This window comes from Streptomyces sp. NBC_00443 (assembly GCF_036014175.1).
GTDB lineage: Bacteria > Actinomycetota > Actinomycetes > Streptomycetales > Streptomycetaceae > Streptomyces.
Window position 1 is genome coordinate 3,445,721 of record NZ_CP107917.1, and the last position, 14,102, is coordinate 3,459,822.

Genomic DNA, 14,102 nt, shown 5'->3' on the forward strand with positions numbered 1-14,102 from the left:
GACACAGTCATGAGCGCTACGTGCCCGTAGCTGTACAGCTCGTACAGGTGTCGAAACACGACCCCCGCATGGGCCAGAATGAGCCCCGTGCCTTCCCTGTTGCTGATCGAGGACGACGACGCCATCCGTACGGCCCTGGAGCTCTCACTGACTCGCCAGGGACACCGTGTGGCCACCGCTGCCACCGGCGAGGACGGTCTGAAACTGCTGCGTGAGCAGCGGCCGGACCTGATCGTGCTGGACGTGATGCTGCCCGGTATCGACGGTTTCGAGGTGTGCCGCCGCATCCGGCGCACCGACCAGCTGCCGATCATCCTGCTGACCGCGCGCAACGACGACATCGACATCGTGGTCGGACTGGAGTCCGGCGCGGACGACTACATCGTCAAACCCGTGCAGGGGCGGGTCCTGGACGCCCGCATCCGTGCCGTGCTGCGGCGCGGGGAGCGGGAGTCGAACGACGCCGCGACCTACGGCAGCCTCGTCATCGACCGCGCGGCCATGACCGTCACCAAGAACGGCGAGGACCTCCAGCTCACCCCGACCGAGCTGCGCCTGCTGCTCGAACTGAGCCGCCGGCCGGGGCAAGCCCTGTCCCGGCAGCAGCTGCTGCGCCTGGTCTGGGAGCACGACTACCTGGGCGACTCCCGCCTCGTGGACGCCTGCGTGCAGCGCCTGCGCGCCAAGGTCGAGGACGTCCCGTCGTCCCCCACGCTCATCCGTACCGTCCGTGGAGTCGGCTACCGCCTGGACGCGCCTCAGTGACAGACGTGCAGGGGGGATTCCGCGGCTGGGTCGCGGCTCGCAAGGGAGTGTGGTCGAAGCTGCGTTTCACCAGCCTGCGACTGCGACTCGTGGTCGTCTTCGGCCTGGTGGCGCTCACGGCCGCGGTATCGGCCTCCGGCATCGCCTACTGGCTCAACCGCGAGGCGGTGCTCACCCGCGCCCAGGACGCGGTGCTGCGCGACTTCGAGCAGGAGATGCAGAACCGCGCGGGTCTGCTGCCCGAGGAGCCGACGCAGGACGAACTGCAGCACACCGCCGGGCAGATGGCCAACAGCAGCCAGCGCTTCAGCGTGCTGCTCGTCGCCCAGGACGCCGACGGCAAGCCCATGTACGGCAACTCCGGCGGCCTGGACGGCTTCACGCTCGCGGACGTGCCCCGGTCGCTGCGCACGGCGGTGAACGAGGAGCAGCAGGTCGACTCCTCCAACAAGGCCGAGTACCACTTGTACTGGCAGCGGATAGTCGCCGACGACACCCCCTACCTGGTCGCCGGCACGAAGGTGATCGGCGGCGGCCCGACCGGCTACATGCTCAAGTCCCTGGAGCCGGAGGCCAAGGACCTCAACTCCCTCGCCTGGTCGCTGGGCATCGCCACCGGCCTCGCGCTGATCGGCTCCGCGCTGCTCGCGCAGGCCGCCGCGACGACCGTACTGAAGCCGGTCCAACGCCTCGGTGTCGCCGCCCGCCGGCTCGGCGAGGGCAAGCTGGACACCCGCCTGCGCGTCTCCGGCACGGACGAACTGGCCGATCTGTCCCGGACGTTCAACAAGGCCGCCGAGGCGCTGGAGAAACGGGTCGCCGACATGGCCGGACGGGACGACGCGTCCCGCCGCTTCGTGGCCGACATGTCCCACGAACTGCGCACCCCCCTCACCGCGATCACCGCCGTGACGGAGGTGCTGGAGGAGGAGCTGGAGATGGAGACCGGCTCTATGGACCCGATGATCGAACCGGCCGTACGCCTGGTCGTCAGCGAGACCCGCCGCCTGAACGACCTCGTCGAGAACCTCATGGAGGTCACCCGCTTCGACGCGGGCACGGCCCGCCTGGTCATCGACGAGGTCGACCTCGCCGACCAGATCACGGCCTGCATCGACGCCCGCGCCTGGCTGGACGCGGTCGACCTGGACGCCGAGCGCGGCATCATGGCCCGCCTGGACCCGCGTCGCCTGGACGTCATCCTGGCCAACCTCATCGGCAACGCGCTCAAGCACGGAGGATCGCCGGTCCGGGTCGCGGTCCGGGAGGCGGACGACTCGATCGTGATCGCCGTACGGGACCACGGCCCCGGCATCCCCGAGGACGTCCTCCCGCACGTCTTCGACCGCTTCTACAAGGCCAGCGCCTCCCGCCCCCGCTCCGAGGGCAGCGGCCTCGGCCTGTCCATCGCCCTGGAGAACGCCCACATCCACGGCGGCGAGATCACCGCCGCCAACTCCCCCGACGGCGGCGCGGTGTTCACCCTGCGCCTCCCCCGGGACGCATCGAAACTGGCGGAAGAGACAGACGCCAACGGCACCGACGGCAAGGGCTCCGACGGGGCGAAGAAGGGGGACGCCTGATGAAGGTACGCGGCCCGGCTGGTAGCCTCCTGGCCCTCTCCGCAGCGACCGCCGCGCTGCTGACCGGGTGCGGCATCCGTTCCACGGAGGTGCCGACCAACTTCGGCCCCGCACCCTCACGCGTGCACTGCTCGCTCTCCGAACCGAACGTGTCGACGCAGGCCACGCGCGGGCTTCCGGTGCAGGTGTTCCTGCTGTGCGGGTCGCAACTGGTGGCCGTGGACCGAACCGTACGGGTGACGGACGGTACGGCGGACTCGGCGCGGCGCGTGCTGGTGGCGCAGGGGCTGCTCGACGAGCTGGAGGCGACACCGTCGGCCGCCGAGAAGGAGGCCGGCTACACCACCGACGTCCGCGGCGCCATGGCAGTGAGCGGCCCGCGTCCTGGCGACCCCGACGAGACCCTGCGCCTGAGCACACCCCCCAACGACCTCACCTCGTACGCCCTCGCCCAGATCGTCTGCACGTTCTCGGACTCGACGGCCGCCGAGGGCGACGGCTCGGTGATCCTGGGCGGCCCCGGCGCCGAGCCCCTGCGCCGCTACGAGTGCACGGACGAGGTCCGCACCCGCCCCGGCAGCAACGAGCCCCAGTCGACGGAGATCACAGACAGCTGACGGCGAAAACACCCCCACGGCGCACCACCTGCATACAGCGCCAAGGGGACGTGCGGGAAGGCGCACCCCCGCGGCGCCGCAGTCGCCCACGGCGCGAAGGGGACCTGCCGGAAGGCGCACCCCCGCGGCGCCGCAGTCGCCCACGGCGCGAAGGGGACCTGCCGGAAGGCGCACCCCCGCGGCGCCGCAGTCGCCCACGGCGCGAAGGGGACCTGCCGGAAGGCGCACCCCCGCGGCGCCGCAGTCGCCCACGGCGCGAAGGGGACGTGCCGGGGGGGTGTCCGCCCGCAGTGGCCGGCGTCAACACGCGGTTCCTCCTGGCCTAAGGGGGCCGCCGGTCCGAGGACGGACACCCCCCGGCGCGGCCCCGACCCACCCACCGAACCGCAGGCGCTACGCGCACCCTCACCGCACAGCCACAGGCCGCCGCAGGCATAGACGCGCGCCCACCGCCGGAGGCCCGTGTGGCGGACGCCTCACCCCCGTAAGCCCTCTCCCGGAACCGATCCTGCCGGGGGGCGCGTCTAGGGGGGCGTGCAGCGTCAAGGCTCCATCGGCGGCAGCGCCGTGATCCGCATCCGTGCGACGGGGGGTGTTCTCCTGGTCGCGCATCTCGCGTTCGTCGCCTGGCTCACGCTGCGCCCCCTGGACGTCCCCTGGGTGATGCCGCCCAACTTGCGGCCGTTCGCCGGGATCAGAGCCGATCTGGCGCTGGGCTGGCAGGAGGGCGCCCGGCACATCGCCGAGGGACTCGCCCTGCTCGCACCGCTCGGCGTGCTGATCCCGATGGCACACGGCAGGATCGACGCCTCCCCACTGGGCTCCCTGGTCCGGGCGGTCGGCGCCGGCGCCCTGATCTCGCTGGGCATCGAGCTGCTGCAGACCGGCGTACCCGGCCAGATCGTCGACGTCGACTCCCTGCTGCTGAACACCATGGGCGCCGCCCTGGCGCACGCGGCGGTCGTACCCGCCGCCCGCGCCTGGCTCCGCCGCAGGTCCGAGCGCGCAGACCGGCCAACGGTCCCCCAGGAGGAGCTCTCTCAGGGTCGGACCCCGACGATTCCCAGGGTCGGGATAGCTCCATAGAGTGACGCTTTGCCCGGTTCGTCGCCGTAGCGTGGATGTCAGATGAGGGAAGCCCTCGGGAGGCCCCACAAGGGGCCTCCGACCGACGCTCGCGAAGGAGCCGCACCATGACCGCGCTCGCCCGACCCACCAACGGCCGCATGATCGGCGGAGTGTGCGCCGCGCTGGCACGGCGCTTCGGCACCTCCGCGACGACGATGCGCGTGATCTTCCTGATCTCCTGCCTGCTCCCCGGCCCGCAGTTCCTGCTCTACATAGTCCTGTGGATCCTGCTCCCCTCGGAGGACAAGGCGAACAAGACGCGCGAAGCCTGGTAACCACAGAAACCAGATGCGCCCCGCCGATGTCCGGCGGGGCGCACCCGTTTCTGCCACAGGAAACGAAACCTACGAGCTACGCCCCACAACCCACGAGCTACGCCCCACAACCCACGTCCTGCACCCGGCGCCCACCTCAGGCCGCCGTAGCCAGCCGCCGCTGCTCAAGCCGCGCCGCCCGCGTGCCGAACACCGTGATCGTCACGACGCCGAGCACCGCCAGGAGGCCGACGGCGACCGTGCCGGCCCAGCCGCCCGCGTGGAAGGCCACCGCGCCGACCGTGCTGCCCGCGCTGGAGCCGATGTAGTAGGCGGACTGGTAGAGGGCCGAGGCCTGGGCGCGGCCGTGGGTGGCCGTCTTGCCGACCGCCGAGGAGGCGGCCGCGTGGCCCGCGAAGAAGCCGCCCGTGATGAGGACCAGACCGAGGAGGACCAGCGGGAGCGAGCCCGCCAGGGACAGCAGCAGGCCCGCCGCCGTCGTGGCGCCGGCCGCGTACAGCGCGCCTCGGCGGCCCAGGCGGCCCACCAGCCGTCCCGCCGTGGACGCGGACACCGTGCCGACCAGGTACACGAGGAAGATCGAGCCGATGATGCCCTGGGGCAGCGAGAACGGCGCCTCCGTGAGGCGGTAGCCGATGACGGTGTACACGCCGCCGAAGACGGTCATGAACAGGGCGCCGATCGCGTACAGACGGCGCAGCAGCGGGTTGGAGAGGTGGTCGCGGACCGCGCGGGCGAGGACACGAGGGCGCAGCGAGCCCGGCTTGAAGTGGCGCGGGGCCGGGAGCAGCAGCCGGAAGGCCACCGAGCACGCCACCGCGAGCACGCCGATCACGCCGACCGCGATCCGCCAGCCCCACTCCTGTGCGACCCAGCCGGTGATCACACGGCCGCTCATCCCGCCGACGCTGTTGCCCGCGACGAACAGTCCGATGGCCGTGACCAGAGCCTTCGGCCGGACCTCCTCGGCGAGATACGCCGTCGCCGACGCGGGCAGACCTGCCAGCGCCGCGCCCTGGACCGCCCGCAGCACGACCAGGGAGGTCAGGTTCGGCGCGAAGGGGACCAGCAGCCCGACCGCCACCGCGACCGCCAGCGACGCCGTCATGACCGTACGGCGTCCGAACCGCTCCGACAGCGCGCTCATGGGCAGCACGAACAGCGCCAGACCGCCCGTCGCGGCCGCCACCGTCCAGCTCGCCTCGCTCGCCGCCACCCCGAACTCCCCGGAGATCAGCGGCAGCAGGGCCTGTGTGGAGTAGAGGAGCGCGAAGGTCGCGACACCGGCGAGGAAGAGGGCGAAGCTCATCCGGCGGTAGCCGGGGCCGCCCGGGGCCATTCGGGAGTCGACGACAGGGACTGCGGGTGCGGCGCCCACGGTGGTGGACGCCCCGGTACTGGCGGGAGACATGCTTCGAAGCTACGTACGCCCCCACTCATCCGTCCAATGCATGGATTCGCCATAATCGTTCCCATGGCGCATCAGTACAGTTCACAGCCTCGACTGTCACCATCCAGTGACACAGAAGACATGACGATGTTGCTCGCGCCCCGCCTCGCGTACTTCGCCGGCGTGGCCCGCACCGAGCACGTCACCCGGGCCGCCCAGGAGATGCAGGTCCCGCAGTCCACGCTCTCGCGTGCCATGGTCCGCCTGGAGCAGGACCTGGGGGTCGACCTGTTCGCCCGCCACGGCCGTACGGTCTCCCTCACCCCCGCCGGCCGCACCTTCCTCGCCTCGGCCGAACGCGCCCTCGCCGAGATCCGGCGCGCCGCCGACGAGGTCCGCGCCGACGCCGACCCGGCCACCGGCAAGGTCGCCTTCGGCTTCTTGCACACCATGGGCGCCGAAACGGTCCCGGGCCTCATCCACGCCTTCCGCGCCGACCACCCCGGCGTCCGCTTCAGCCTGGTCCAGAACTACGGCGAGGCCATGCTCGAACGACTCCGGGCCGGCGAGCTCGACCTCTGCCTCACGTCCCCCGTCCCGGACGCCCCCGATTTGGTCGCCCGCCGCGTGGACGAACAGAAACTCCGTCTGGTCGTCCCCGCCGACCACCGCCTGGCCGGCCGCAAGCGCATCCGCCTGGCAGAGGCGGCCGACGAGATCTTCGTAACCCTGGAGCCGGGCTACGGCCTTCGCCGCATCACCGACGACCTGTGCAAGGAGGCAGGCTTCAGGCCCCGCATCGCCTTCGAGGGCGAGGAGGCGGAGACGCTGAGGGGCCTGGTGGCAGCGGGCCTCGGAGTCGCACTCCTGCCCCCACCGGCCGTACCGCGCCCGGGAGTCGCAGAACTGACGGTCACAGCCCCACGCGCGGCCCGAGAAATCGGCGTCGCCTGGATGGCCGACCACCCGGACACACCCCCGGTGGCCGCCTTCAAGAAGTTCCTGCTCTCAAGGAGGGGCAACCTGCTGCCCTGAAGGGGCGCGGGGAACTGCGCGAGCAACCACGAACCACCCGCACCCGCACCCGCACCCGCACCCGCCACGAGACGGGACCCCCAACGACGCTACCGCCGCAACGACTTCCCGAACCCCGCAGCCAACGGCATCCGCAGCCCCAAAGGAGGCGGAGCCGCAAACGCATCGGCGACAGGCCGCGAGAACGACCTCCCGAACAGCACCCCCATGACGAAGTCCTCGGCCAGCGCGAGGACTTCATCCCGATGCTGCTGCAACCCGTGCCGATCGGAATGCACTTCGAACCGGCACACATCCCGGTTCGCCTTCTTCGCCCGCTCCGCCAGCCGGAACGACAGCTCGGGATCGGTCCGCTCGTCGTTGGTGCCGTGCACGAACATCACCCGCCGCCCCGCGAGCTGTTTCACCGGTTCGGGTGACGCCGCCACGTCCTCCTCCGGCATCCACGGAGCTATCGCCAGCACGGAGTTGACGGCCTCGTGGCCACCCGCCCGCACCGCCGCCCGCGCGCCCATGTCGATCCCGGCGAGGCACACGGGGACGTCGCCGTAGCGCCGTACGACCTCGTCCGCGGCCCACAGCGCGTCGCTCACGAGGTTCGCGTCACTGCCGTTCCACCCGCGAAAGCGGTAGCGGACGACATGCGCGGCCAGACCGTCCTCGCGCCCCGCCCGCGCCAGCCGACGCCCGAGGGTGCGCACGTGGGAGGTCGCCAACAACGTCGCCGGCTTGCGATGTGAGACCTCGTCACCTCCGGGAAGCAGGAGCACCACTCCGCTCACCGCCGTCGGCTCCGGCCCGATCGCCTTGCCCAGCCGGACCCTGCGCACCGGCGTCACTTGGTGTGCCATGACAGAACAGTGTCAGAAGCGCGGGTGTACGCCACCCGTCCTTGGGGTCACCGTTACGTATCGACGGATTCGTACACCAGACGGATGCGTACACCGGGGGAGAAATGAGCGACGGCGGCAGAGAAGTCAGCGATGAGGGAGCGATCTACGCGCGTAGGCGTTAGAGTGCGAAAATGACGAGCGAGACTGCCCCGAAGGCGAACACCCCGAGCTCGGACCAGATCCGCCGGGCGCCGAAGGTTCTGCTGCACGACCACCTCGACGGCGGGCTCCGTCCCGGCACGATCGTCGAGCTCGCCCGCGAGACGGGCTACACCCAGCTCCCCGAGACCGACCCCGACAAGCTCGGCGTGTGGTTCCACGAGGCCGCCGACTCCGGCTCCCTGGAGCGGTACCTGGAGACCTTCTCCCACACCGTCGCGGTGATGCAGACCCGCGACGCCCTCGTCAGGGTGGCGCGCGAGTGCGCGGAGGACCTCGCCGAGGACGGGGTCGTCTACGCCGAGGTGCGGTATGCGCCCGAACAGCACCTGGAGGGCGGACTCAGCCTCGAAGAGGTCGTCGAGGCCGTCAACGAGGGCTTCCGGGAGGGCGAGCGGATCGCCCGGGAGAACGGCCGGCGCATCCGCGTGGGCGCACTGCTCACCGCCATGCGGCACGCCGCCCGCGCGCTGGAGATCGCCGAACTCGCCAACCGCTACCGCGACCTGGGCGTCGTCGGCTTCGACATCGCGGGCGCCGAGGCCGGCCACCCGCCGACCCGGCATCTGGACGCCTTCGAGTACCTCAAGCGCGAGAACAACCACTTCACCATCCACGCGGGCGAGGCCTTCGGTCTGCCGTCCATCTGGCAGGCCCTGCAGTGGTGCGGCGCCGACCGGCTGGGGCACGGGGTGCGCATCATCGACGACATCCAGGTGCAGTCCGACGGCTCCGTGAAGCTCGGACGCCTCGCCTCGTACGTCCGGGACAAGCGCATCCCGCTGGAGCTGTGCCCGAGCTCCAATCTCCAGACAGGGGCAGCCGACTCGTACGCCGCGCACCCCATCGGTCTCCTGCGGCGCCTGCACTTCCGCGCCACCGTGAACACCGACAACCGCCTGATGTCCCACACCAGCATGAGCCGGGAATTCGAGCATCTTGTCGAGGCATTCGGTTACACGCTCGATGACATGCAGTGGTTCTCCGTCAATGCGATGAAATCATCGTTCATTCCTTTCGATGAACGACTCGCGATGATCAATGACGTGATCAAGCCCGGATATGCCGAACTCAAGTCCGAATGGCTGTTCCGTCAGACCAGCTCTACCAGCGGTTCTGAGGGCGAAGAGGACTGACCGGGAGTTCTCCGCGCACACGGAATGCGGACGCCATTCACAATCCGTCCGCATTTCGATGTTTGCGGTGGCGTGCGGGGCGTGTTTACGGTCGACAACCGCTCACAACCCCGTAACGAATTTCGAGGACTTACCTTCATGAAGCAGTCTGCTGCCAAGACCCTCGGTGTCGCCGCTCTCGGTGCCGCCTTCGCCGCCGCCGGTGCGGGTGCCGCGAACGCCGCGCCGGTCGCCCCGGACGCCGCCGGTTCGGCGCTGGACACCGTCACCAGGACGCTCCCGGCCGAGAACCTCTCCCAGGCGGCGCCCGCCGCCGGTGCGGGCCTCGCCCAGGGGGGTGCGGGGCTGGCTCAGGGTCAGGAGGCGCTCGGCGCCGGTCTGGCCGCGGCCCAGCCTGCCGCCGAGCAGGTGCTGGCGGCGGGCCCGACCGGGCTGCTCGGCGGTCTGCCGCTGCAGACCCTGCCCGCCCAGGGCCTGCCCCTGAACGGCCTGCCGCTCGCCTGAGCCGCATCCCCCGAACCACAACGCTGGGGCGCCCCCATGGACATGGGGTGCGCCCCAGCGGCCTGTCATCGGCCCTTCCGACCTGCTGCTTTGTTCGCTCCGGGGGCCATTGTCAGTGGGCTGCGGTAGCTTCCGAAGTGTTGGGCGCGATGAGGCGCACTTCGGGATACGGCCAGGGGTGGGTGGACGATGAGCGACGGCACGGCGACTACGACAACGGACCTCGACGTCAGGCTGGAGAAACACCGCGTCGAACTGACCGGGTACTGCTACCGCATGCTCGGCTCCTCCTTCGAGGCCGAGGACGCGGTGCAGGACACGATGGTCCGCGCCTGGCGGAGTTACGACAAGTTCGAGGGGCGCTCCAGTCTCCGGTCGTGGCTGTACCGCATCGCGACGAACGTGTGCCTTGACATGCTGACGGCCGGCAACAAGCGAGCCAGGCCCATGGACCTCACGGAGTCGACCCCGCTCGCGCAGGCGGCGCTCTCGCCCCGCCCGGACAACACCTGGCTGGAGCCGATGCCGGACAACCGAGTGCTGCCCGGCACCGACGACCCGGCGGAGGCCGCGGTCGCCAAGGAGACGGTGCGGCTCGCCTTCATGGCCGCCCTGCAGCAGCTGCCGGCCAAGCAGCGGGCGGTGCTGATCCTGCGCGAGGTGCTGGCCTGGAAGGCGAGCGAGGTCGCCGAGTTGCTCGACACGACGGTCGCTTCGGTCAACAGCGCGTTGCAGCGGGCACGCGCCACGCTCGCCGAGCAGCAGCAGCCGGGCGGCGAGGCCGCCGTCTCCGATCCGCTGGACGAGGAGCAGCAAAAGCTCCTGGAGCGGTATGTCGCGGCCTTCGAGGGCTACGACATGACGGCGCTCACGGCCCTGCTCCACGAGGACGCCATCATGACGATGCCGCCGTTCGACCTGTGGCTGACCGGCGTCAAGGACATCACGGGCTTCATGACGACGCTCGGCGCCCCCTGCGCGGGCTCGCGTCTGCTGCCGGTCCAGGTCAACGGGCTGCCGGGCTTCGCCCAGTACAAGCCGGACCCGGAGGCGGGCGGCTTCACCCCGTGGGCGGTGCAGGTCCTGGAGGTCTCAGACGGCCGGATCACCGGGTTCCACTGCTTCCTCGACACCAAGCGCTGGTTCCCGCTGTTCGGGCTCCCCGTCCACCTCGAAGCGGAGGCCGACCAGGTCGAGGAGGGCGTGTAGCGCCGGGTCGGGGTCGCGCAGCCGTATCCGGCCCCCGGCCCGCCGGGCGGCGAGCTGGAGCCGTGCCAGCAGGTCGACGGTGCCCAGTCCGGGTGGTCCGAGCCCTCCGACATCGCACACCACGACGCCCGCTCTGCCGGCCTCCAGCCGGGACCGCACGTCGTCGCACAGCCCTGCCACCTCATCCCGGGTGACGGGGCCGGCCAGCACGAGTACAGCGGGTGTCATGGCATCCACGATCGGTAGACCGGACGGCGACGGATAACTCATCGCGGCCGGAGGCTCCCGTCCGTCGCGCGCCGCCCGGTGTCCGTGCGCCGTGGGGTGTCCGCCTGCCGGGATCACATTGACCCGGTGCCCTCCTTCCCCGGAGGGTTGCCTGTATGCCCCACGTATCAGCACCTCCCCGAATGGCCTGCGGTTTCCTTTCCGCCAAGGTGGTGCCGTGCAGGGGGTGTTGACGGGCTTCGCGGTGATCGCGGTCGTCATCGGGGTGGGCTATGCGATCGGCCGACGCGGCTACCTCGGCGACCACGGCCGTGAGGTCCTCACCAAGCTGGCCTTCCACGTGGCGTCCCCGGCGCTGCTGTTCACCACACTCGCGCAGACCGACCTCTCGGTGATCTTCTCCAGCCGCCTCCTGGTCACCGCCCTGAGCACCGCCGCGGCGGCCGGCGTCTTCGTCGCGGTGGGTGTCGTACGGCGCTGGGGAGTGGGCCGTACGACGATCGGCGCGCTGTGCTCCAGTTACGTCAACTCCGGCAACCTCGGCATCCCGATCGCGGTGTACGTCCTGGGCGACGCCTCGCTGGTGGCGCCGGTGCTGCTGTTCCAGCTGGTCGGGGTCACCCCGATCCTCCTGACGATCCTCGACCTGTCCGGCGGGGGCGGGAAGGGCCCGCTGTGGCGCCGCCTGCTGACCCCGCTGCGCAACCCGATCGCGGTCGGCTCACTTGCGGGCGTGGCGGTGTCGGCGACGGGACTGCGCGTCCCGGCCCCCGTCCTGGACCCCCTGACCCTGATCGGCGGCATGTCGGTCCCGGCGGTCCTGCTGGCCTTCGGCATCTCCCTGTGCGGCAGCACGATGCCGGGCCGGGGGCCTGACCGGCATCCGGTGTTTCTCTCCGTCGCCCTGAAGTCGGTCGGCCAGCCGGCGGCGGCCTGGGCACTGGCGGCGGGGGTGTTCGGCCTGAGGGGCGCTCCGCTGCTCGACGTGGTGGTGACGTCGGCACTGCCCGCAGCGCAGAACCTGTATACGTATGCGTCGAGTTACGGGGTGGGCGAGCGGCTGGCGCGGGACTCGATCCTGCTGTCGACGGTGATTTCGGTGCCGGTGCTGGTGGTGGTTGCGGCTTTGCTGGGCTGACGATCAGTCGACCGGGAACTCGCCGGTGTCGATCGTCACGTCGAACGGGTCCGGCAGCTTGATGGGGTCACCGAACTTCACGGCGCTCAACACCCGATACACATCGCCCTTCGGCTCCCCGAAGAACGTGGCGGTGGGCCCTCCTGGAGCCCAGCGGTCGATCAGCAGATAGAGCGGAATCCCGGCGGTGGCGTAAGCGGCGGGCTTGCTGACGCGGTCGTGGTGGGCGTTGGACTTGGAGGTCACCTCGACGACGAGTTCGGCCAAGGCTGCCGGGATATGGGATTCCGCCTCCGCGCACTCCTGCACGGGAGCCACGAGCAGGTCAGGGATGAGCATGCCCAGACGTGACGGCACGGCGATCGCCAGCGTCTGGAAGATCCCCCAGTCCTCGGGGATCGCGGAGTAGAGGCGACGCTGAATTCGTTCCGCGATCACGTTGTGGCGGGACGCGGGAGCAGGTGACACGGTGATGATCCCCTCAATGATCTCCACCTTGCTGCCCTCGGGCCATTCCATCTCCTCCCAGTACCGGACGAGGTCGTCCCAGTTCTGGTCGGGGTCCTGGCTCACGGTGAGTGCGCTCATGGCGGTCTCCTATCGGTGCGTCACCGATCCCAGCATGCCGAACGGGACCGGTGGGGGTCCACCGATCCCGTTCACCCGAAAGGGAGATCGCCTGGTCAGGCGATACGTTCCAACACCACCGGCGAAGCCGTGAAGTCCGTCCCCGCCCCCGCGATGTCGTACGAGCCCTCCACCGACTGGAGCGCGTACTCGAAGCGCTCCGGCGTGTCCGTGTGCAGGGTCAGCAGGGGCTGGCCCTCGGTGACCGTGTCGCCGGGCTTGGCGTGGAGTTCGACGCCCGCGCCGGCCTGGACCGGGTCCTCCTTGCGGGCGCGTCCGGCGCCCAGGCGCCAGGCGGCGACGCCGATGCCGTAGGCGTCGAGGCGGGTCAGGACGCCCGAGGACGGGGCCTTGATGACGTGCTGCTCGCGCGCGACCGGCAGCTTCGCGTCCGGGTCGCCGCCCTGGGCCGCGATCATGCGGCGCCAGACGTCCATCGCCGAGCCGTCTGCCAGGGCCTTGGCCGGGTCGGCGTCCTTCACGCCGGCCGCGTCCAGCATTTCGCGGGCCAGGGCGATGGTCAGTTCCACGACGTCCGCCGGGCCGCCGCCCGCCAGGACCTCGACCGACTCGCGGACCTCCAGGGCGTTGCCCGCGGTGAGGCCGAGCGGGGTGGACATGTCCGTGAGGAGGGCGACCGTCCTGACGCCGTGGTCGGTGCCCAGGCCCACCATCGTGGACGCCAGCTCGCGCGCGTCCTCGATCGTCTTCATGAAGGCACCCGTGCCGACCTTCACGTCCAGGACCAGGGAGCCGGTCCCCTCCGCGATCTTCTTCGACATGATCGACGAGGCGATCAGGGGGATCGCCTCGACGGTGCCGGTGACGTCGCGCAGCGCGTACAGCTTCTTGTCCGCGGGGGCCAGGCCGTCGCCCGCCGCGCAGATCACCGCGCCTGTGCCGTCCAGCACCGACAGCATCTCCTCGTTCGAGAGGAGGGCGCGCCAGCCCGGGATCGACTCCAGCTTGTCCAGGGTGCCGCCGGTGTGGCCGAGGCCCCGGCCCGAGAGCTGGGGGACGGCCGCGCCGCAGGCCGCGACCAGGGGCGCCAGCGGTAGCGTGATCTTGTCGCCCACGCCGCCCGTGGAGTGCTTGTCGGCCGTCGGGCGGGACAGCGACGAGAAGTCCATACGCTCGCCGGAGGCGATCATCGCCGCCGTCCAGCGGGCGATCTCGCGGCGGTTCATGCCGTTGATCAGGATCGCCATGGCGAGCGCGGACATCTGCTCGTCGGCGACCTCCCCGCGGGTGTACGCCTCGATGACCCAGTCGATCTGCTCGTCGCTGAGCTCACCGCGGTCCCGCTTGGTGCGGATGACAGAGATTGCGTCCATGGCCATGACTTTCCTTCCGGCCGAACTTTCGGAAACGGCACGGCCCCTCCGAGCGGCTCACTGGAGCAACTCGGAAGGGCC

15 protein-coding genes are annotated in these 14,102 nt (G+C 70.7%); 10 read left to right on the top strand and 5 right to left on the bottom strand.

Annotated features, from left to right (window positions below):
- Positions 1 to 87 precede the first annotated feature (87 nt).
- The 5 genes from afsQ1 to OHO27_RS15240 all read left to right on the top strand — a co-directional run bounded on the left by afsQ1 (position 88) and on the right by OHO27_RS15240 (position 4,368).
- Positions 88 to 765 (top strand): two-component system response regulator AfsQ1, encoded by a 678-nt coding sequence (gene afsQ1, locus OHO27_RS15220; protein ID WP_190072356.1) that lies wholly within the window; start codon positions 88 to 90, stop codon positions 763 to 765.
- Positions 762 to 2,348, top strand: a complete 1,587-nt coding sequence (locus OHO27_RS15225; RefSeq protein ID WP_328424197.1) for a HAMP domain-containing sensor histidine kinase — start codon at positions 762 to 764, stop codon at positions 2,346 to 2,348. Before afsQ1 ends, OHO27_RS15225 begins: the two co-directional genes overlap by 4 nt.
- Positions 2,348 to 2,965: a hypothetical protein gene (locus OHO27_RS15230; protein WP_328424198.1), complete on the top strand. Its 618-nt coding sequence runs from the start codon at positions 2,348 to 2,350 to the stop codon at positions 2,963 to 2,965. Before OHO27_RS15225 ends, OHO27_RS15230 begins: the two co-directional genes overlap by 1 nt.
- Positions 2,966 to 3,499: 534 nt before the next feature.
- Positions 3,500 to 4,051 carry a VanZ family protein gene (locus tag OHO27_RS15235; protein WP_328424200.1) on the top strand — a complete coding sequence of 184 codons (552 nt, stop codon included), beginning with the start codon at positions 3,500 to 3,502 and terminating at the stop codon, positions 4,049 to 4,051.
- A 107-nt stretch (positions 4,052 to 4,158) separates the two neighbouring features.
- Positions 4,159 to 4,368 carry a PspC domain-containing protein gene (locus OHO27_RS15240; RefSeq protein WP_328424202.1) on the top strand — a complete coding sequence of 70 codons (210 nt, stop codon included), beginning with the start codon at positions 4,159 to 4,161 and terminating at the stop codon, positions 4,366 to 4,368.
- Between the two features lie 136 nt (positions 4,369 to 4,504).
- On the opposite strand, the gene OHO27_RS15245 is transcribed toward OHO27_RS15240, so the two are convergent.
- Positions 4,505 to 5,779, bottom strand: a complete 1,275-nt coding sequence (locus tag OHO27_RS15245) for an MFS transporter (RefSeq protein ID WP_328424204.1) — start codon at positions 5,777 to 5,779, stop codon at positions 4,505 to 4,507.
- 63 nt (positions 5,780 to 5,842) lie between these two features.
- Between OHO27_RS15245 and OHO27_RS15250 the strand changes: the two genes are divergently transcribed.
- Positions 5,843 to 6,793 (top strand): LysR family transcriptional regulator, encoded by a 951-nt coding sequence (locus OHO27_RS15250; protein ID WP_328424206.1) that lies wholly within the window; start codon positions 5,843 to 5,845, stop codon positions 6,791 to 6,793.
- Between the two features lie 89 nt (positions 6,794 to 6,882).
- On the opposite strand, the gene OHO27_RS15255 is transcribed toward OHO27_RS15250, so the two are convergent.
- Positions 6,883 to 7,644, bottom strand: coding sequence for an alpha/beta hydrolase (locus tag OHO27_RS15255; RefSeq protein ID WP_328424208.1), 762 nt, complete (start codon positions 7,642 to 7,644; stop codon positions 6,883 to 6,885).
- A 173-nt stretch (positions 7,645 to 7,817) separates the two neighbouring features.
- On the opposite strand from OHO27_RS15255, the gene OHO27_RS15260 reads away from it, so the two are divergent.
- The 3 genes from OHO27_RS15260 (at position 7,818) to OHO27_RS15270 (ending at position 10,694) form a co-directional block, all read left to right on the top strand.
- Positions 7,818 to 8,981: an adenosine deaminase gene (locus OHO27_RS15260; protein ID WP_328424210.1), complete on the top strand. Its 1,164-nt coding sequence runs from the start codon at positions 7,818 to 7,820 to the stop codon at positions 8,979 to 8,981.
- Between the two features lie 138 nt (positions 8,982 to 9,119).
- Positions 9,120 to 9,485, top strand: a complete 366-nt coding sequence (locus OHO27_RS15265; protein WP_328424212.1) for an ATP-binding protein — start codon at positions 9,120 to 9,122, stop codon at positions 9,483 to 9,485.
- Between the two features lie 189 nt (positions 9,486 to 9,674).
- Positions 9,675 to 10,694, top strand: a complete 1,020-nt coding sequence (locus tag OHO27_RS15270; protein WP_328424214.1) for a sigma-70 family RNA polymerase sigma factor — start codon at positions 9,675 to 9,677, stop codon at positions 10,692 to 10,694.
- On the opposite strand, the gene OHO27_RS15275 is transcribed toward OHO27_RS15270, so the two are convergent.
- On the bottom strand, positions 10,578 to 10,964 hold the full coding sequence (locus OHO27_RS15275; protein ID WP_328430444.1) for an STAS domain-containing protein: 387 nt from the start codon (positions 10,962 to 10,964) through the stop codon (positions 10,578 to 10,580). The genes OHO27_RS15270 and OHO27_RS15275 overlap by 117 nt on opposite strands.
- Positions 10,965 to 11,139: 175 nt before the next feature.
- Between OHO27_RS15275 and OHO27_RS15280 the strand changes: the two genes are divergently transcribed.
- Positions 11,140 to 12,060 carry an AEC family transporter gene (locus tag OHO27_RS15280; RefSeq protein WP_328424216.1) on the top strand — a complete coding sequence of 307 codons (921 nt, stop codon included), beginning with the start codon at positions 11,140 to 11,142 and terminating at the stop codon, positions 12,058 to 12,060.
- 3 nt (positions 12,061 to 12,063) lie between these two features.
- On the opposite strand, the gene OHO27_RS15285 is transcribed toward OHO27_RS15280, so the two are convergent.
- Positions 12,064 to 12,648, bottom strand: coding sequence for a Uma2 family endonuclease (locus OHO27_RS15285; RefSeq protein WP_328424218.1), 585 nt, complete (start codon positions 12,646 to 12,648; stop codon positions 12,064 to 12,066).
- Positions 12,649 to 12,743: 95 nt separating this feature from the next.
- A complete protein-coding gene (locus OHO27_RS15290; RefSeq protein WP_328424220.1) occupies positions 12,744 to 14,021 on the bottom strand; it encodes a thymidine phosphorylase in 1,278 nt (425 codons plus the stop codon).
- Positions 14,022 to 14,102: the final 81 nt, after the last annotated feature.